Source organism: uncultured Thiodictyon sp. (assembly GCF_903828115.1).
Classification (GTDB): domain Bacteria; phylum Pseudomonadota; class Gammaproteobacteria; order Chromatiales; family Chromatiaceae; genus Thiodictyon.
Map to the genome: position 1 here is coordinate 10722 of NZ_CAIKKU010000102.1, position 18922 is coordinate 29643.

The window sequence follows — 18922 nt, forward strand, 5'->3', positions numbered from 1 at the left end:
GAGCGAAAATCTCATACGAGACGTGTATATTTCAGGATTTCTTAAATACGTTTGTGCAAATAATGCTGAATTGTCAGCGAAAGTTGCTTTTTTTGTCAAGGGCTAATCCGAGACACTGGTTCATTTTGGCTACTATTTACAATATATTGATTTATATTTGAAATATTTGATCTGTTGCGGGCTCCCAGGCATTCCCGGCGAACCTCCAATTGAGTTTAAATTTTCCCCTGCACGGTCACCGCCGCGGCCGCACCAGCCCGCTCAGGCCCAGGCCATCCAGCGTCTCGAACAGGATGCGGCGCACCGAGGCCGCGTCCTCGCACTGGAGGGCGGCCTGCAGGACCTCCCGCGCCCGCGCCCGGCTGATGCTGCGGATCACCCGCTTGACCCGCGGCAGGCTGTGCGCCCCCATGCTCAGGCTGTGCACGCCCATGCCGAGCAGCAGCACCGCGGCCAGCGGGTCGCCGGCCATCTCGCCGCAGATGCTGACCTCCCGGCCGTGTACCCGCGCGCCCGCCAGGGTTTGGCTCAGCGCGCGCAGCACCGCCGGGTGCAGGTCGTCATAGAGTTTGGCCACATGCGCATTGTTGCGGTCCACGGCCAGCAGGTATTGGGTGAGGTCGTTGGTGCCGACGGACAGGAAGTCGACGCGGCGCGCCAGGGCCTCGGCCTGATAGACCGCGGCCGGGACCTCGATCATGACCCCGACCGGCGGCATCTTGACCTGGTAGCCCTCCTCCAGCAGTTCCTCATGGGCGCGGCGCAGCAGCGTCAGGGCCTCGTCCACCTCGGTCACGGTGCTGATCATGGGGAAGAGCACCTGGAGGTTGTCGAGCCCGACGGAGGCGCGCAGCATGGCGCGCACCTGCGTTAAGAAGATCTCCGGGTGGTCCAGCGTGATGCGGATGCCGCGCCAGCCCAGGAAGGGGTTGGCCTCGTGCATCGGGAAGTAGGGCAGGGGCTTGTCGCCGCCGATATCGAGCGTGCGGATCGTCACCGGGCGCGGGGCGAACATCTCCAACACCTTGCGATAGTTCGACATCTGCGCCGCCTCCCCGGGGAAACTGTCGCGCACGATGAAGGGCAGTTCGGTGCGGTAGAGCCCCACCCCGGCGGCCTCCTCGATCCCGAGCGGCCGGTGTTCGGAGACCAGCCCGGTGTTGAGGAAGAGCGGCAACTGGTAGCCGTCGGTGGTCTCCGCCGGCAGGTGGCGCAGGGACTGCAACTCATTGCTCATGGCCCGGTCGTCGTCGGCCATGCGCTGGTACTCGGCCCGCACCGCCGGACCGGGGGAGACATAGACCCGGCCGCGGTAGCCGTCGACCACCATGTCACGGCCCTCGGCGCGCCCCACCGGCAGGTCGGAGACGCCCATGGCCGCGGGTACCCCCATGCCGCGCGCCAGGATGGCGACGTGGGAGGACCCGGAGCCGCTGGTCGAGACCATCCCGGCCAGGCGCTCGCGCGGCACATCGACGATCTGCATGGCGGAGATCTCCGCCCCCACCAGGATGGTCTTTTGCGGATAGGCGATGGGCGCGGCGGTGAGGTTCTGCAGGTGCATCAGGATACTGCGGCCCAGGTCGCGCACGTCGGAGGCGCGCTCGCGCAGGTAGGCGTCCTCCATCCCGTCGAACACCCGGGCGTGATCGGCGATGGTCGCGCGCAGGGCCCCGGGCGCCCAGTTGCCGGCGCGGATGCGGGCGACGGTGCCGTCGACCAGGGTGTCGCTCTCCAGCATCAGGCGCCAGGCGTCGAAGATCGCCAGGTCCTCGGCGTTCAGGTTGGTCTGGGTGCGCGCCACCATGCGGTCCAGGTCCTCGGCCACGTCCTGGAGGGCGCCACGGAAGGCGTCCTCCTCGGCCTGCGGGTTCTCGGCGCGCCGATCGGGGATGGCGTCCAGGTCCGCCGGGGGATAGACCACCGCGGCGATGCCGATGCCGATGCCGGGTGAGGCGGCGAGCCCGGGCAGGAAGCGTTGCGGGATGCCCTCGTCCTGGAGGCGCGCCAGTTCGCCGTTGGTGCGTGCGTAGGTGATGGCGCCGGCGAGTTGGGAGGCCAGCGTGACAACGAAGGTGACCTCGTCATCCAGATAGTGCCGCTTCTCCAACTGGCGCAGCACCAGCACCCCGAGCACCTTGCGGTTCTGGATGATCGGCGCCCCGAGGAAGCCGTGGAAGCGTTGCTCGCCGGTGTCGGTGATACAGAGATAGCGTGGATGGGCGGAGGCGTCGTCCAGGTTGATGGGTTCCGCCCGCTCGCTCACCAGTCCCACCAGACCGCGGCCCAACTCGATGCGCACCCGCCCCACCGCCGCCTGGCGCAGGCCGTCGGTGGCCTGGAGGATGTGGCGGCGGTTGTCGTAGTCGTTGAGATAGACCGAGCAGACATCCGCCCCCACGGCCTCCTTGACCCGCCGCACGATGATGGCCAGGGCCTGTTCCAGGTCGGGTGCGTTGTCGACCTCTTGGACGATGCGACGCAGTGATTCGAGCATGCCGGGCATGGGCGACGGGGCCTTTGGGCTGGGTGAAGCGGGGGCGGGGACCGGGGCCGGCGGCGACGGCGGCACCGGGGGCTGGGCGCGGGCGTCAGACATCAGCGGCGCCGCTGACGCAGGAAGCCGGCCGCCCGCGGCAGGGCCTCGCTGCGCTCCGGGATCCCCTCCGGGTACAGCAGCGGCGCCAACTCTTCGAGCGCCAGTTCATAGACCCGGCGCTTGAAGTAGACCACCTCGTGCAGGGGCTGCCAGTAGCGCACCCAGCGCCAGGCGTCGAACTCCGGCCTGTCGGTCTTGTCCAGACAAAAGGCCTCCTCCTGGCAGTCCACCCGCAGCAGGAACCAGACCTGTTTCTGGCCGATGCAGGTCGGGCCGCAATGGCGGCGGATGAAGCGCTTGGGCAGGTGGTAGCGCAGCCAGCCCTGGGTGGCGCCCAGGATCGTGACCTGGTGGGGTTCCAGTCCAACCTCTTCCTCCAACTCCCGGTACATGGCCTGCGCCGGGGTCTCATCAGTGTTGATGCCCCCTTGCGGGAACTGCCAGGCATTTTGACCGATGCGCCGACCCCAGAAGAGGCGGCGCTCGTCGTTGCTCAGAATGATGCCCACATTGGGGCGGAAACCGTCGCGGTCGATCAAGGCAGCTTACTCGGCCGTCTAAGTGAGCCCATTCTTCCACAACCGGCTTGGAAGCGGCAAGCGATGGATTGTATAAGCGGTTGCCGTTAAACGGCTTTCCCGGTGCCTTTTGGAGCCGTCCGCGCGGCCGTGCGCAGCCCCGCGGGCAGGGTCGCCGGCACCTTCAACCGTCGCCGCGGGGCCCTTCTGAGGCACAATGTGCCCGATCCAGGCTCCAAGGCCCCGCGGGGCGCGAGCATGAAAGCAGGAATGAGAGCATGGCCTTAGCGATTTTCGACCTCGACAACACCCTGATTGCAGGGGATTCCGAGCACCTCTGGGGGGAATTTCTGGTCGCCCGCGGACTGGTGGACGGGGCCCACTATGCACGCGCCAACGACCGTTTTTACGCGCAATACCGCGCCGGCACCCTCGATATCGACGCCTTCCTGCGCTTTGCGCTGAGCCCGCTGCGCGAGCACCCGCGGGACCTGCTGGAGGAACTGCGCGAGCACTTCGTCGCGCAGGTGATCGTACCGCTGATGCTGCCCGCCGCCCGCGACCTGATCGCCGCCCACCGTGGCGCCGGCGACACCCTGCTGATCATCACCGCCACCAACACCTTCGTCGGCGCCCCGATCGCGGCGCGCTTCGGCATCCCCCACCTGATCGCCACCGAGCCGGAACTCATCGACGGCCGTTACACCGGCGCGGTCGCGGGCATCCCCGCCTTCCGCGAGGGCAAGGTCCGGCGCCTGGACGACTGGCTTACGGGACGCGGCGAGACCCTCGTCGGCAGTTGCTTCTACAGCGACTCACACAACGACCTGCCCCTGCTCGGCCGGGTCGACCGCCCGGTGGCGGTGGACCCGGACCCGCAGTTGCGGGAGGCGGCGGTGGCGCGGGGCTGGCCGATTCTGTCGTTGCGGGGCTGAGTTGCGCCCGAAACAGTTCTAAGACCTTATTAAAAATGAGGATCGAGTGATGCGTACCGCCAAAGCGGAAGTCGAATCCCTGCTCAAGGCCCTACCCGAGGACTGTAGCCTCGAAGACATCCAATACCATCTGTATATCCTGGAAAAGGTCGCGGCGGGTCAGGACCGGGCCGACGCTGAGGGTACCCTGACACACGAGGACGTCACCGCGCGCATGAAGAAATGGCTCGCCGAGTAACCTGGTCACCCGAAGCCGCTGATGACCTGGAAGGGATCGCCACGTAGATCGCCCGCGGGCCTTAATCGTCGTTCCGGCCAGCATCGGCAGGAATGAGGTCTTACGGGGGCGGTCCCGAACCGCACGGCGAGCACGAAGCCAATACATTTAGACAGGATTAACAAGATTTTATTCACTTTCAATCTTGTAAATCTTGTTAATCCTGTCAAGAAATTTCGGAACTGGTCAGGGTCGTGGCCGGAACCATGATCAAGGCCCGCCCGCGACTCGGCTGCCACGCTGACAGCCCTGAACGGGCGCACATCGTCTGGAACCCGGGAGGCGACGACGACGACCGCGGCCAAGTGCTATGCTGGATCGACGATTTACCAGGCAGGAGGCGCCAGCCGTGAAATTCCCCTATGGCCTCAGCGATTTCGGCACCCTCATCCAGGCGGGTTACTGGTATCAGGACCGTACCGACCGGATCCCGCTGCTGGAGGAGCGGGGCCGCCAGCTCATCTTTCTGCGGCCCCGGCGCTTCGGCAAGAGCCTACTCCTGTCGCTGCTGGAGCATTACTACGACCTCAACCGCGCCGGGGACTTCGCGGCCCTGTTCGGGGGGCTGCGCATCGGGCGCGACCCCACGCCGCTGCATAACCAGTTTTTCGTGATGAAGTGGGACTTCTCCCTGGTCAAGGCCCAGGGCGAGGTCCATGAGATCGAGGCCGCGCTGCATCGGCACCTCAATGACCGCATGACCAATTTCGTGGCCGATTACGCGGACTATTGGACCCGCCCGATCGCCATCTGCCAGGACAACGCCGTCTCCTCCCTGGAATCGCTGCTGGCAGCGATCCGCGCCACCCCGCACCGGCTCTATCTGCTCATCGACGAATACGACAACTTCGCCAATGAGGTCCTGATGGCCGGCCAAGGCCAGGGGCACTATGAATCGCTGTTGTACGGCGAGGGCCTGCTGAAGACCATTTTCAAGGCGGTCAAGGCGGCGGCCGGGGGCCTGGGTCTGGAACGGGTCTTCATCACCGGGGTCTCGCCGATCGTCATGAGCGACATGACCAGCGGCTACAACGTCGGCGAGAATATCTATCTGGATGCGCCATTCAACGACCTGTGCGGATTCACCGAGGCCGAGACCGCCACCGTATTGACCGGGATGGCCGCGGCCGGCGTCACCTGGTCCCCGGTCGAGGCGTTGGAGACGATGCGGACCTTCTACAACGGCTATCGCTTCAGCGAGGACGCCGCGGAGGGCCTCTACAACCCGACCCTGAGCCTCTATTTCCTGAAGACCCTGACCCGCGAGGGCCGCTATCCGCGCCAACTGTTGGATGAGAATCTGGCAATGGACCGCAACAAGCTCGCCTACATCGCGCGCCTGCCCCAAGGCGAAGACCTGCTGGTCGCCGCCCTGAGCGGCGACGATCAGGTCGTGATCCCCGAACTGGCGCGGCGCTTCGGGGTCGAGGACATGCTGCGCGCCGTCAAGGACCAGCCCTTCATGGCGTCGCTCCTCTATTATTTCGGGGTCATGACCCTGGCCGACCGGGGCGTATTGGGTAAGCTGGCGCTGAAGGTCCCCAATCTGGTCGCCCGGGCACTCTATGTCGAACGCCTGCGGGACCTCTGGCTCCCCGGCTACGAGGAGCGCGAAACGGTACAGCGGGTCGCGGAGACCCTGTACCTGCGCGGCGACCTGGCACCCCTGTGCGACTTCATCGAGACGCGCTATTTCCGGGTCCTGTCGAACCGCGACTACCGCTGGACCAATGAACTGCTGGTCAAATTCGCCTTTCTCACCCTGCTGTTCGACGACCGGATCTATATGGCGGTCTCGGAACTGGAGACCGACCGCGGCTATGCCGACCTGGCCTTGATCGTGCGCCCCGACATGCGCCGCTACGCCGCCCTGGACCTGTTGCTTGAATTCAAATACCTGGGCCTGAAGGACTTGGGATTGACCGGCGAGCAGGTCCGCACGCAATCCCGCGAGTCACTCGCCGCCCTGCCGGCGGTCGCGGCCAAACTCGACGAGGCGGCGGAACAGGCGCGGGTCTATGGCGCGGCCCTGCGTCGGCGCCATGGGCTCACCGACCTGCGCGCCTGCGCCGTGGTCGCGCTGGGCGTGGAGCGGTTGGTGTGGCGGGCATTAACGGAGCCGGGGCGTCCCGCCCCGGCACCCTGAAGGCGAACCCAATCCCTCTCAAGAACCACTGCCCTCGCCGCCGTGCAAGTATTGCGCAGCGACCTCGGTTCCAGGCAATCAAGTAGGTCGGATTGGGCGCGCGCGGCATGGCCCCTCAGGCAAGAACAGCGGCTTGACGCGCGCCTAACCCGACAGGCGACGCGCGTAGGCTGGCGGGACGCGGCGAGACCCCCGCCGGGGGCCTTGATCATCGTTCCGGCCATCGCTGCTTACCCCTGGTCCAGGAATTTCTCTCACGGAGACACAAAGACACGGAGAAAGACCCGTCCGGATCTCCGTGTCTTTGTGTCTCCGTGAGAGATTTCTTCTACCCTGCGTCTCGGCAGGGGCTTGAGCTTGCTGCCAACCCCCACTGAGAGACGCTGGGTGCGCATCAGCCACTGGCCGGAACGATGATTGAGGCCCCGCCGGGACTTGCCTCTACACCGACTCAAAATTACCTGCCCTTGCCCGGTCGGGTCGACCGCCCGCGCCTGGTGGCGATGGTCCCTGACCCGTGGTTGCGCGAGGTGGCGGTCGCCCGCGGCCGGCCGAGCCTCTCGCCGCGGGGCCGAGTCGTGCCGAGCGCAATTCTCGCGCGGACGCCCTGTATACTTCACCTGTAGATTAAGGGCGGGCCTGCACCCAGGCTTCTTGAGAATCCATGCCATGACAACCGGGCTCAATACCATCCACGAAATTCTGCCGCGACTCTCGCCGGGAGAGAAGGCGCAACTGTTGCAGTGGATCGCGCTGGATCTGGGCGGAAGCGCGCCAGGCATCGACAAGACACCGGGCGTCTGCGGGGGTGATGCCCGGGTGGTCCGCACCCGCATCCCGGTCTGGACCTTGGAACAGGCGCGGCGACTCGGGGTGTCCGAGGCCGTGTTGTTGGCAAGCTATCCGACGCTCCGCGCCGAGGATCTGGCCAACGCCTGGCATTATGCGCGGCACAATCCGGCGGAGATCGAGCGCGCGATTGCCGAGAATGAGGAGTGATCGGTTTCCGCGGCCATAGCACGTCTCAAAGCTGCGCCCAAACGCCCTACCGATGAGCCGGTGCCAACTCAGGGTCCCTAAGGTCCAGCCCGTAAACCGCCAAACGAATCTCATAGTTCATTTCGCTTTCGACGGCACATGCCCGGTCACTTAGATAATCGACGACTTCCGCGAAGCCGAGATGGGTTTTGGTCACGGGGTGCTCCCAGTAGCCCTTTGTGCCATCATAGGTCAAGAGGAGGCAGCCGGCCCTCGAGCCTTCATGGCGAAGGTACTGCCCGACGAGTTGATTGCGCAGCGCGATTTCAAAGTCACGGATCGACCAACGCGTATCAGCAATCTTCAACTCAATGGCTGCCCGGTGTCCACCTTGCACCGCTGCCAAGCGGATATCGGTGCGCTTGCTGTCGGCCACTTCGTCCTCGCGCATCACGAGGTAGGCGCCCTGCGCCGCGTCTCTCAAACGCCTCGCAAGCGTCCGCTGCATCTCGACTTCCTCGTTGATGGTTCGTAGCGTGCGCCGATCCGTGAGGTCGTCGTCTGAAATGTCGTGCTGAAGGTCGGCCAGGCGATCCATCATGACCTGGAATAGGCCGTTACGGTCATGAGGAGGCGCGTCCAGATGCGCCTCCAGGGCGGCAAGGTCGCTGGCACTGAATGGCGGAGGCTCGGCGTCGCTCGCAGCTCGGCCGCGCGCCAGAAACCGCAGGCGGTCCGGGAAGTTCGCGAACAGTGGATCGTCGGCCAGTTCCAAAATGATCCTGTGGGCCTCGGCACCAGGCGTATTCAATAGTGACGACAGCAGAAAGCTCCGCGCTCGCTGTGCGTCGTCGCGTATATCTGGGGGAACCGGGGACGGGGAACCGGGGACCGGGGAACCGGGGACAGACCACGGTATTCGCTGGAGCAATAAAGGGCAGACCACGGTTTCCAAAATGAAGCCGTTGCCTTTCGTTCGCCGCCGGGTGGCCATTGCTGGAGGAATATCGGGAGGATATCGGGGACAGTATCCTTAATTCCAAGATACCCCAGCCCATGTAGCCCACGTGGCCCGCTTAGGGCGGAACGCCGCAGGCGGTTCCGGTTCCGCCGCTTGGGTGTCTGCCAAAGGGCGGATTGTCCTGCGGGCATCGGCCCTGCGGCCCTCGCCGCGGCCCTGATCCAGATCCCGGCTCACCTGGTCTGCCAGTTCGACCGCTCTCGCGATCTCATTCATCCTCATCGCAAAAAAGGGTTGCGATGTCGCGCGCGCCATGCAGAGCACGCACTCGGCCTTTAACCCTCGCGGAGCCTTGCCGCGCGGCGTGTGCGGCCTTCCTGCTGTGCCTCTTGGAGAGACCATGGCGTGGCTGGGTCACTGTCCAATCCTTCCCGGATGTCGTGCCTCAGTTGCTCCAGCTTGGCGGCTCGGAGGCGGTCTTGCTCCTCCATCAGGCGCAAGGCTTCACTCGCCACCTCGCTGGCTATGGAATAGAGACCGGATGCCATCATCGTTTCACCTCTTGCGCGGGTTGGTGCTGTCGTAACCTAAGTCGGCCACGACTGGGCGCCGTGCAACACGCGCAAGACAATGACCATATCGCCGACGACCGTATGGGGGGCGATATAGCGGGTTCCGACGACTGCTCAAATCCTTGCGAGCCAGCCGATGCCACTTCACTTGCATGAAGGCGGCTCAAGCTCGTGCTGCGTACCCCAACTGTCAAGCCAATCGGAAACCGCCGCGTGATCGACTAAATCGGCATCGCCATGAGACAGTTCGTCAATTGCTTCCCGGATCGCGGCAACCTGCCATGCCTGGGTTTGCGCGTATTCCTCGATCGCGCGGGACATCAGCGTTGCCCGTGAACGCCCCGTGGCGGTCGCGATCATGCCGAGACGTTGAAGCGTCGCTTCATCCAGTCGGACAGAAACGGTCTCTTTAGGCATGGTGAACCTCACAGGTTACGTCGTGTTCTTGCGTAGTTAAGCACGCCCCGGGATTCCTGCCAACTACGTGTCTGCGGGGATCTGCACAAGCCGAAGGGAGGCGATTCGGCCTGGCCCCACGACGCCAGCCGGGGGCCTTGGGCTTCGGCGCTGGTGAAGCTCCAGCCCGCGTGGGGCAGAACGTCGCAGGCGGTTCCGACCCTGAAGCCTTGGACTCCAGACTCGATCGGGTTTCGGGTCGAGCCTACCCAAACAAGCTGCCCTGCACCGGCCGCTGCGTCGCCGCCCGATACCGCACCGGCCGCGTCGTCTTCTCCACCACCCCCTCGTCCATCAGCCGCGCCAGCCATTTCTTGGCCTGCGCCGCCGGTACGTTCAACGCGTCGGCAATCTCGGCCTCGGTCTTTGGCGCGGCCATCCGTTCGATCAGCGACCGCACGGTCGCAAACAGTTCCTCTGCCGGGGTCAGGCGGGTTTCCGGTGCGTTCGTCCCAGGGTGCGGACTGGGCGCTGCCGATTCGGTACCGGTGTGCGCCGCCTGGAGCGGGGGATGCGGTGCAACAGGCGCCGTGACGCCTCGCTCCTGCGGGGGATGCGGTGAGTCTACGGCGGCGCTCAGCAGTGCAATCAGGTCCTCGGCCGTCCGGGGCTCGGGCCAGGGCAAGGCCCCGGCCTGTTGCAGGGCCTGGAGTCCTTGGCCCGTCTCCCCGGTGGCGCGGACGTAGACGGGACCCAGCCGGTACTTCTGCAATTGCTCACTCGCGCCGGCCCAGGTGCCGCCCTTCTTGTAGTCCGAACTGACGACCAGGGCGGCGTCGGCCAGGGCGTAGATGAGCTTGTTGCGCTGCATGGCGTTGCCGACGTTGAAGCCGGCGGCGGGGTCATAGGGGGAGATCAGGACCAATCGCTCCTCCAGCAGGAGGTCGCGGTGCTCGCGATTGAGGGCGGTGGTCTCCAGACTGTCCGCCAGCACGCCGATCGCCTGTCCCTGCGCCTGCAGTGCCCCGCGCATGGCGGCTTGGTCGATGCCGCGGGCGGCGCCGGAGACCAGCGTTCGTCCGGCCTTGGCGGCGAGCCGGCCGACGCCTTCGGTGTATTCGATCAGGGCCTCATCCACCTGGCGCGAACCGACGACGGCGAGCCCGCCGGTGTCGAGCCGCAGCGGGTCACCACAGCCATAGAGGATGGCGGGCGCATCGTCCTTGAGCCGCGACTTGAGCCGGCGGGGGTAGGCGGCATCGGCACGACTAACGACCCAGATGGCGCGGGCGTGCCAGTGCTCGAGCGCCTGGCTCAACTGGAAGCCGCGCTCGAGCAAGGTGCGCAGTCGCTCGCAGTCGATCTGCGGGGCGCACGCCTCGCCCAGGGCCGCGCAAAGGGTCGCGGCGTCCGGGCCGAGCAGGTCCGAGGGTTGGCGCTCGTGCTCGCGCAGGGACTGGGCGAGCCGTTTGTACTGGCCCGGGGTCAGCAGATCGGCGGCGGTCTTGCCCCGCCCGACGATGAGCGGCGCGGTCAGGAGCAGGATGGCTTGGGTGTTGGGGGAGAGTGGATCGTTCATCAATCGTGTCCGGTTAGCGCCAGGGCCAGCGGCCAGACCGGACCGCTGCCGTGTCGGCGCAGCAGCCAGGCCGCGACAGTGAGGGTCCAGCGCGAGTCCACCATGTCGTCGACGAGCAGGACAGGCCCGCCGGGGAGCGCTTGGCGGATGTCCAGCGAACCGTCGAGGTTGTGGGCCTGCTGGGTGCTGTTGGCCATGGTCTTCTGTGCCGGCCGCTCGGCGGTCTTCTCAAGGACTGCATGAAACGGGAGTCCGAGCGCCTTTGCAAGCCGCCGGGCGAGGTCCGGCACCAGATCGGGGTGTCGCAGCGATGGGATGCAGGTGACCCAGGCGGGCGCGGGGTCCGGATGCCAGGTCTGAAGCAACCCGACGCACGCGGTGACCAACTCGTCGGAGAAGTGGTGGTCCCGGTACTTTCCCTGACGTACCAGATCGCCCCAGCCGGCATCGCCCCAAACGCACAGGCACCGGCCCGGCTCGGCCCGGCGGTTGAGGCCGATGTTGCCTCCGACCTCGAACTGGGGCAGGCCGCCGGTCGGCCACTGCTTGCGCGGCTCGATGGGGAGGCTGGTACGGCGCAGGAAGGCAACTGCCTCGCGCACGAGGTCGATGGATACCGTCGTGGGCAGCGGCGGCAGCCTTGGCGGTTGGATCAAGCCCGCTTCGCCGTCCAATGCGCGGATCAGAAACTCCATGTGTCCGGACTCCAGGCTGACGTAGTCCTGCATCTGCTGCTGCTCGGTGCGGCGCAGTTCGGTCAGGCGTTTTGCGCGTTCCCAGAACCCTTGTCCCAGCCGTGCGGCGGTCAGTTGCCACTTTGGGCCCTGCTTGACGATGGGTGCCGGGGACTCCAGGGACAGCAAATCCATGGTCTTCTGGATTCGGCCGCGACTCAGATTGACTCCATTCTCCAGCTCCGGGACTGACAGGCCGCTCGGATGGCGCTCCAACTCGGCCAGGACCGTGGCGACCTCGCGCTCGGTCGGGAACGCGCTTTCGATGAAGAAGTCGTTGATGTCGTTCTCTTCGTTGCCGCTGAGCAGGACGCCGTAGGCGGCGTCCAGGGCGCGCCCGGCGCGGCCGACCTGTTGGTAATAGCCGACGACCGATCCCGGTGTCTGGTAATGGATGACGAATGCCAGGTCCGGCTTGTCGAATCCCATGCCCAGCGCGGTCGTGGCGACCAGGGCCTTGACCCGATTGTCCAGCAGGGCCTGTTCCAATTCGGGGCGGCGCGCCCCGGACTCACCCGTGTAGGCGGCGACCCTCAGGCCGCGCGAGCGCAGCCAGTCGGCAACCTGGCCCGCATCGCGCACCGTCAGGGTGTAGACGATGCCACTGCCCGGCAGGTTGGGCAGTTGCTCTGCCAGCCAGGCCAAGCGCTCCGCCTGACCGGGGAGATGGATGCTTTGCAGCGTCAGGGATGGCCGAGTGAGATCGCCATGCGAGACGGCAAGATCGGGGCCGAGGACGGTGCGCAGATCGTCCATGACCCGGTTGTTTGCCGTGGCGGTGGTTGCCAGCAGCCGAAGGTTCGGCGGCAGGGTCCGCACGATACGTTCCAGCAACCGGTAATGGGGTCGAAAGTCGTGGCCCCAGTCCGAGATGCAGTGGGCCTCATCGACGACCAGAAGCGCGATCCGGGACGCCACGCCGGCCAGCACCTCGCTGCGAAAGTGTTCGTTGGCCAACCGCTCCGGTGAGATGAGCAGGATGTCGACCTCGTTGCGACTAAGCCTCGCTTCGACATCAGGCCAGTCGTCTTGGTTATCCGAGTGGATGGTGGCGGCCCGCACACCCATGCGCTGCGCCGCCGCGATCTGGTTGCGCATCAGCGACAACAACGGTGAAATAAGCAAGGCCGGACCCTGCCCGGCCTCGCGCAGCAGCTTGATGGCGATAAAATAGACGAAACTCTTGCCCCAGCCGGTCTTTTGGACTACGAGCAGGCGCTGCGTCCCGGCGACGACCGCACGAATCGCGTCCTCCTGTCCCTCACGAAACCGGGCATGGGGGATGCCGGAACCGACGCGAAGCAGCTCGAGTGCGCGCTGCGGGTTGTAGACCATGGCGGCGATACTTACTCGTTGTGTGGCAGGACCTGATCGACCGACGGGGAAGGATCATACCCCGCTTTGTTCTGTGCTGACCTCCCCAGCCCAATCCGGCCCGCTTGCCGCAAGCAGTGCCGACCAGTCATCAGGCGGATACCCGCGAGCCAACATTTTCTGGAATACCGTGTAGGGATCGGACTTGCTGCCTGCCGACCGTAATGTGTTTTCGTCATTGACCCAGGCAAAGACGATCACCCTGGCCTTGGAGTCGTAACGGAAGAACAGCCGGAACCGTCGTCCGATCTTCGCCCTGCGCCAATGACGGTAGGTCGTTCCCATGGTGTTTCCCTGTCGGTAGTCCTCTCGCGCCGGGTCCCTCGGCACCGTCTCGAGGATCAGTTGGCCAAGGGCACGCCACAGCTTGACGTTGGCATTGGCTGCAAACCCGGACGAATCGGACGCTTGCGCCCGGTCGGCCGCCAGTTTCAGCCGCTGCAGTTGCTCGATCAGGCAGGCATGGAAAAGCAGTGTCCAACCGTGCCGCTGCATTACAGGGCCAGGTCGCCCAGGATCTCCGCGTCGAGGTCGATGGGATGCTGCAGGTTGTTCAACATGGCCTGGGCCAGATCGTCCGGCAGGGTCCCGAGGTGTTGGCCGCCCTTGAGGTCTTGCTCAAGCAGATCCAGGAAGGCTGCGATGGCAGGGTCTTGGTGCTGTGCCTCGTCTGCCCGGGTGACCACGATCTCGGAACCGCGCAGATCGAAGGCGACCCGTCCGCCGACACCGATGCCCAAGGCCTGGCGAATGGGCTTCGGCAGGGTGATCTGGCCTTTCGAGGTGACGGTGGCGACTTCGTGTAGCTGGTGCATCGTGGGACTCCTTAGGGAACTTCTTCGGTAATGTAAGGATAATTCCTTACGGCGTCAAGACGGCCTCGATCAGAGTCCGGTCATGGGCGTCCGTCGGTTGGGCTTGACGGCGTGCTCCCGGCTCCACTGGACGCTGGAGCGTCCGGACTTGCTCCCACGCTGGCGCGTGGGAGCGAGAAAAACCTAGACAGAACAATAATCTCAAGTCTTCCTGATGTCACTTCCCACCCTGACCCGCAGCAAACGTCCCTTGGCGGTCGCAAGCAGCCGCGCGTCGTCCTCATCTCCCACCATCTGCTCCAGACCGGCGATGAGGGCGGCGGCGGCCTCGTCCTCGCCCAGGGCGCGGTTCAGCATCGCGGTGACACCGTAGAGGGCGAAGGCCTCCCGCTGGTGCAGGTGCGGGCGTCGCGCGAGGCCGGACAACAAGCCCCTGGCCGTGTCGAGATCGCCGTCTTCGATCTGGATGGCGGCCAGGTTGCAGCGGGCCAACAGGTCGTCGGGATGGGCGGCGATGACCCGCCGCAGGATCGCCTGGACCTCCTGGCGCCGACCCTGGCTGCCGCGGATCGCCGCGAGTTGACCGAGGGCGCCCCGGTGCTCGGGGATGCGCCCGAGGATGGCGTTGATACGGTCCTCGGCCGCCGCGAAGCGTCCCCCGCGATGCAGGAGCAGGGATTCATCGAGCAGGGCCTGGAGGTCCGCCGGCAGATCGGACGGCTCCGACTCCCGATCGATATGGGTCGAGAGCATGTTGACCTCCCGCATCTCCTTGCCGTTCCAAAGTTCAACGGCCTCGTCGGCCGCGAGCAATCCGTGTTCACGCAGGGCGCCGAGGAAACCCGAGCGCTCTTTGGGGGTGCCGATGGGCAGGCGCGCCAGGTCGCGCAGGATCACCGCCGCATGCCGCGCCCCCACCGTGGGCGTGCGGTCCAGCCGGTGCTTCAGCAGGTACGCGGTGAGCCCTCGCAAGGCCGCGTCGCCCCCCAGGTAGACCGCCTCCAGGTAGACATCGGCGGCGCTCAGCGCGGCGAGGTGCGACTCCAGGCCCGCCACGTCCAGCGTGCGCAGTCCGTGCGTCCAGCCGACGGGCAACACCTGGCCCTGGACGAACACCACCGGATAGGCCGGGGTCTGGCCGTCCCGATCCAGGACGCGCAGGTTTTCCGTGGGAAGGGGGAACCCGGGACTCATTGCCAAGGCCTGCTCCCACAGCGCCCGCGCCTGGTCGCCGCGCCCGAGCCGACTGGCCGCGGCGCCGCCCTCCTGGAGCCAGAGGGCCGGTAGCTGGCCGGTTTCATAGGCGACCCAGGGAGCCTCGCGAGCGCGCTCGAAGGCATCCCAGGCGGCCTGGTCCTCCCGCATCAGGAGCAGGGCGGCGACCTGGGCCAGGGCATCCTCGGTACGCCGTGCGGCGGCCTCGGCCAGGGGGGGCACGAGCGCCCGGGCGCCGGTCTCATCACCCTGATAGAGGAGCAGTTGCAGGGCGAAGCCCAGGGCAAAGAGGTTGCCCGGGTCCTGCTGCCAGGCGTCCAGGAAGGCCGCCAAGGCCTCCTCGATCCGGTTCAGGTGGAACAGACACAGCGCCCGGTTGTTGCGGGCCGGGGTGATGGCAACGCCGTCCAGGATACGCACGGCCCCGGCGAAGTCGTGTGCGTCCAGGTGCAGCTTGCCGAGGTCGAACTGCTCGACCTCCTCGCGGCTCGCCCGGGAACCGTCGTGCTGCTTCAGCAGACCGTCCAGGGCCTCGGCGGTCATGGGGAGGCCCCGGGTCACCGCCCCCAGGTCGCGCAGCCGCTCCGCGACCCGTTGCGCGATCAGGAAATGCCGACCGTCGAGGGCGAGTTGGAACAGCGCCTCCTGGGCGGGCAGGCTGTTGGGCCGGTGTTGCGCCCACTCATAGGCGGCCAGGGCGGCCGCGCCCTGGCCCTGACCCCGGTACAGGGCGTCCATCAGCAGCCGCCGGGCGCCGCCGTGATCCGGATAGCGCTGCACCAGGGCGCGCGCCCGCGCGATGGCCCGCGGGTAGTCTTCGGTCCCGATCAGGCGCTCCACGGCCTTGAGTTGGGCCGGCTCGGGCAGTGGGGACTTGTCTGACTTGTTCTTGGCGGGCTTTTTCGGCACGGCGGGCGGACCTCCGGGGTCTGGTGGGAAAGGATGTAGTACCGCCCGCGTAGGGCGCAACGGCGTCGGCGGTTCCGCCGCTTGGTGATGGCTGCTTGAGTAGGTGCAGCCCGCTGTGCGCACCTTGTCAACACGTCCAGTCAGGTTTCGTTCAACCGCGGCCTTGCAAGGTGCGCACCGCGCACCTTGCGCCACAGGTCCGGGCAATTGCGCCCGGCGGCACTAGAGCCCCAGCTTCTTCTCCAGGTAATGGATATTGGCCCCGCCGGCCTCGAAGGCGGCGTCGCGCATGATGCTGCGCTGGAGCTTGATGTTGGTGTCGATGCCTTCGATGACCGTCTCGCGCAGTGCATTGCTCATGCGGGCGATCGCCACCTGCCGATCCTCGCCGTGGCTGACCAGCTTGCCGATCATGGAGTCGTAGTGGGAGGGGACCGTATAGCCGGAATAGATGTGGGTGTCCATGCGGATGCCGGGTCCGCCGGGGGCGTGGAATTCGATGATCTTGCCGGGGCTGGGGCGGAAGGTCTCGGAGTGCTCGGCATTGATGCGGCACTCGATCGCATGGCCGCGGATCACGATGTCCTCCTGCCGGTAGTGCAGGTGCTCCCCGGCCGCGATCAGAATCTGCTCCTTTACGATGTCCACCCCGGTCACCATCTCGGTGACGGGATGCTCGACCTGCACGCGGGTGTTCATCTCGATGAAATAGAAACGCCCGTCCTCATAGAGGAATTCAAAGGTGCCGGCGCCGCGGTAGCCGATGTCCCGACAGGCCTGGGCGCAGCGCTCGCCGATCTCGGCGCGTTGCGCCGGCGTGATGCCGGGGGCGGGGGCCTCTTCGACCACCTTTTGGTGGCGGCGCTGCATGGAGCAGTCACGCTCGCCCAGATAGATGGCCTGGCCGTGCTGGTCGGCCAGCATCTGGAATTCGACATGGCGCGGGTTCTCCAGGTACTTTTCCATGTACACCATGTCGTTGTTGAAGGCGCCCGCGGCCTCGGCCCGGGTGAGTGAGATGGCGTTGAGCAGGGTCGCCTCCGAGTTCACGACCCGCATCCCACGGCCGCCGCCGCCGCCGGAGGCCTTGATCATGATCGGGTAGCCGATGGCGCGGGCCAATTCCAGGGTGCGCTTCTTGTCGTTGTCGTCCAGCGGTCCGTCGGAGCCCGGTACGCAGGGTACGCCGGCGGCCTTCATGGCGGCGATGGCGGAAACCTTGTCGCCCATCAGGCGGATGGTCTCCGGGCGCGGGCCGATGAAGATGAAGCCGGAGCGCTCCACGCGCTCGGCGAAGTCCGCGTTCTCCGACAGGAAGCCGTAGCCGGGGTGGATGGCGACCGTGTCGGTGACCTCGGCGGCGCTGATGATGGCGGGGATGTTGAGGTAGCTGTCGCGCGACGCCGCGGGCCCGATGCAGACCGACTCGTCGGCCAGCAGGACGTGCTTCAAGTCGCGGTCCGCCTCCGAATGGACGGCGACGGTGCGGATGCCCAGTTCGCGGCAGGCGCGCAGGACACGGAGTGCTATTTCGCCCCGGTTGGCGATGAGGATCTTCTCGATCATGGCTGGCATGCTGGGGTAGCCTGTGGACGGTGGTCGGCTGGTGCGGTGCCTTGGGTCCCGGGTCGGGGCCGCCGCGGGCGGCCCCGCGCGGGGATCGCGGGGGCGGGTCACTCGATGACGAACAGCGGCTGGTTGTACTCCACCGGCTGGCCGTTCTCCACCAGGATGCGGCGTAGCGTGCCGGTGCGCTCACACTCGATCTGGTTCAGGATCTTCATCGCCTCGATGATGCAGAGTATGTCCCCGGCCTTGACCTGCTGGCCCTCTACGACGAAGGGGCCGGTGCCCGGCGAGGGGGAGCGGTAGAAGGTGCCGACCATGGGCGAGCGTACGACCTCCCCGGCCAGGCCATCGAGAAACTCATCGCCGGGCTTGGTCGGGCCGACGGTCGGGATGGGGGCGCTCGGGGCGCTTGCCGGCTGCTGCGTCATCGCGTGGGGCATGAAGAGCGAGGTCGCGGTGCCGTGCCGGCTGATGCGCACCGATTCCTCCCCCTCGTGGATCTCGATCTCCGCCACATTGGATTGCTCCAGGAGTTCGATCAGCTTTTTGACCTTGCGGATATCCATGTTCAGTGGTTCTCGGTGGGGGTGGCCGGTGCCAGCCGGTAAAGGGCGGCGCTGAGCGCCAATTCATACCCCTGCGCGCCCAGCCCGCTGATCACCCCCACCGCGATATCGGAGAAGTAGGAGTGGCGGCGGAAGGGCTCGCGGGCGTGCACGTTGGACAGATGCACCTCGATGAAGGGGATGGCGACGGCGAGTAGTGCGTCACGCAGGGCCACGCTGGTATGGGTGAAGGCGGCCGGGTTGATGATAATGAAGCCTACGCCCGCGCCGGGGGCGGCCTGGACGCGCTCGATCAGGACGTGCTCCGCGTTGCTCTGGGCGAAGTCCAGGTCGTGACCGCCGCGCCGCGCCTGCGCGCGCAGCCGCTCCTCGATCACGGCCAGGGTGACCTGGCCATAGTGGCCCGGCTCCCGGGTCCCGAGCAGGTTGAGGTTGGGTCCGTTGAGGACCAGGATGCTTGCCATGTCGCCGCTGTGCCCATGCAGGTTCGGGGTGTGGGGAGGCCGCCGCGGGGGGCGAGGGCCGCCGGGTTGGCGCCGGGCGCTTGCCCGGGATGGGCGAAGCGGCGGCGAATCCCGTCGAATTGTCCGGACTTCGCGCGATCATGTCCAGTTCTGCGACGAGTCTGGGTGCGATCAGAACGGATGTGTTAACGCACATATCGTAGGGTACGCATCGCGTACCCTGCAGTTACAGCTACCGGACGTTCTCACGGACCGGGCGTCGTTGTCGTTGTCGTTGTCGTAATCGTGATCGGATTATTCGATTACGACAACGAC

General features: G+C 66.2%; 17 protein-coding genes. 4 read left to right on the forward strand and 13 right to left on the reverse strand.

All coding sequences use genetic code 11. From position 1 onward, the window contains the following. Positions 1–235: 235 nt before the first annotated feature. Both ptsP and QZY48_RS03745 read right to left on the reverse strand, forming a co-directional pair. Positions 236–2497: a phosphoenolpyruvate--protein phosphotransferase gene (gene ptsP / locus QZY48_RS03740; RefSeq protein WP_295427943.1), complete on the reverse strand. Its 2262-nt coding sequence runs from the start codon at positions 2495–2497 to the stop codon at positions 236–238. 101 nt (positions 2498–2598) lie between these two features. Continuing rightward, the gene (locus QZY48_RS03745) at positions 2599–3138 is read right to left on the reverse strand and encodes an RNA pyrophosphohydrolase (RefSeq protein WP_295427897.1); all 540 of its coding nucleotides are present in this window, start codon (positions 3136–3138) and stop codon (positions 2599–2601) included. A 257-nt stretch (positions 3139–3395) separates the two neighbouring features. On the opposite strand from QZY48_RS03745, the gene QZY48_RS03750 reads away from it, so the two are divergent. The 4 genes from QZY48_RS03750 (at position 3396) to QZY48_RS03765 (ending at position 7474) form a co-directional block, all read left to right on the forward strand. Then, a complete protein-coding gene (locus QZY48_RS03750; RefSeq protein WP_295427900.1) occupies positions 3396–4052 on the forward strand; it encodes an HAD family phosphatase in 657 nt (218 codons plus the stop codon). Positions 4053–4101: 49 nt separating this feature from the next. Next, positions 4102–4290, forward strand: coding sequence for a hypothetical protein (locus QZY48_RS03755; protein ID WP_295427903.1), 189 nt, complete (start codon positions 4102–4104; stop codon positions 4288–4290). Positions 4291–4678: 388 nt separating this feature from the next. Further along, positions 4679–6475, forward strand: a complete 1797-nt coding sequence (locus QZY48_RS03760) for an AAA family ATPase (protein ID WP_295427905.1) — start codon at positions 4679–4681, stop codon at positions 6473–6475. A gap of 669 nt (positions 6476–7144) precedes the next feature. Then, positions 7145–7474, forward strand: coding sequence for a DUF433 domain-containing protein (locus QZY48_RS03765; protein WP_295427908.1), 330 nt, complete (start codon positions 7145–7147; stop codon positions 7472–7474). Between the two features lie 46 nt (positions 7475–7520). On the opposite strand, the gene QZY48_RS03770 is transcribed toward QZY48_RS03765, so the two are convergent. From QZY48_RS03770 to aroQ, 11 genes are all read right to left on the reverse strand, one after another. Continuing rightward, positions 7521–8228, reverse strand: a complete 708-nt coding sequence (locus QZY48_RS03770) for a hypothetical protein (RefSeq protein WP_295427911.1) — start codon at positions 8226–8228, stop codon at positions 7521–7523. 521 nt (positions 8229–8749) lie between these two features. Beyond that, on the reverse strand, positions 8750–8965 hold the full coding sequence (locus tag QZY48_RS03775; RefSeq protein WP_366929633.1) for a type II toxin-antitoxin system ParD family antitoxin: 216 nt from the start codon (positions 8963–8965) through the stop codon (positions 8750–8752). Between the two features lie 165 nt (positions 8966–9130). Continuing rightward, positions 9131–9403, reverse strand: a complete 273-nt coding sequence (locus QZY48_RS03780; protein WP_295427917.1) for a ribbon-helix-helix protein, CopG family — start codon at positions 9401–9403, stop codon at positions 9131–9133. Positions 9404–9647: 244 nt separating this feature from the next. Further along, the gene (locus QZY48_RS03785) at positions 9648–10961 is read right to left on the reverse strand and encodes a DNA-processing protein DprA (protein WP_295427920.1); all 1314 of its coding nucleotides are present in this window, start codon (positions 10959–10961) and stop codon (positions 9648–9650) included. After that, positions 10961–13030 (reverse strand): RecQ family ATP-dependent DNA helicase, encoded by a 2070-nt coding sequence (locus tag QZY48_RS03790; protein WP_295427923.1) that lies wholly within the window; start codon positions 13028–13030, stop codon positions 10961–10963. The genes QZY48_RS03785 and QZY48_RS03790 overlap by 1 nt, the downstream gene beginning before the upstream one ends. Positions 13031–13084: 54 nt before the next feature. Beyond that, on the reverse strand, positions 13085–13564 hold the full coding sequence (locus QZY48_RS03795) for a type II toxin-antitoxin system YhaV family toxin (protein ID WP_295427926.1): 480 nt from the start codon (positions 13562–13564) through the stop codon (positions 13085–13087). Next, positions 13564–13884, reverse strand: coding sequence for a type II toxin-antitoxin system PrlF family antitoxin (locus QZY48_RS03800; RefSeq protein ID WP_295427929.1), 321 nt, complete (start codon positions 13882–13884; stop codon positions 13564–13566). Before QZY48_RS03800 ends, QZY48_RS03795 begins: the two co-directional genes overlap by 1 nt. Before the next feature lie 201 nt (positions 13885–14085). Further along, positions 14086–16008, reverse strand: coding sequence for a tetratricopeptide repeat protein (locus QZY48_RS03805; RefSeq protein ID WP_295427932.1), 1923 nt, complete (start codon positions 16006–16008; stop codon positions 14086–14088). 222 nt (positions 16009–16230) lie between these two features. After that, on the reverse strand, positions 16231–17574 hold the full coding sequence (gene accC / locus QZY48_RS03810; protein WP_295427935.1) for an acetyl-CoA carboxylase biotin carboxylase subunit: 1344 nt from the start codon (positions 17572–17574) through the stop codon (positions 16231–16233). A 107-nt stretch (positions 17575–17681) separates the two neighbouring features. After that, positions 17682–18143 (reverse strand): acetyl-CoA carboxylase biotin carboxyl carrier protein, encoded by a 462-nt coding sequence (gene accB, locus QZY48_RS03815; RefSeq protein ID WP_295427937.1) that lies wholly within the window; start codon positions 18141–18143, stop codon positions 17682–17684. A gap of 2 nt (positions 18144–18145) precedes the next feature. Next, positions 18146–18607: a type II 3-dehydroquinate dehydratase gene (gene aroQ / locus QZY48_RS03820; RefSeq protein WP_295427940.1), complete on the reverse strand. Its 462-nt coding sequence runs from the start codon at positions 18605–18607 to the stop codon at positions 18146–18148. Between the last annotated feature and the right edge of the window lie 315 nt (positions 18608–18922).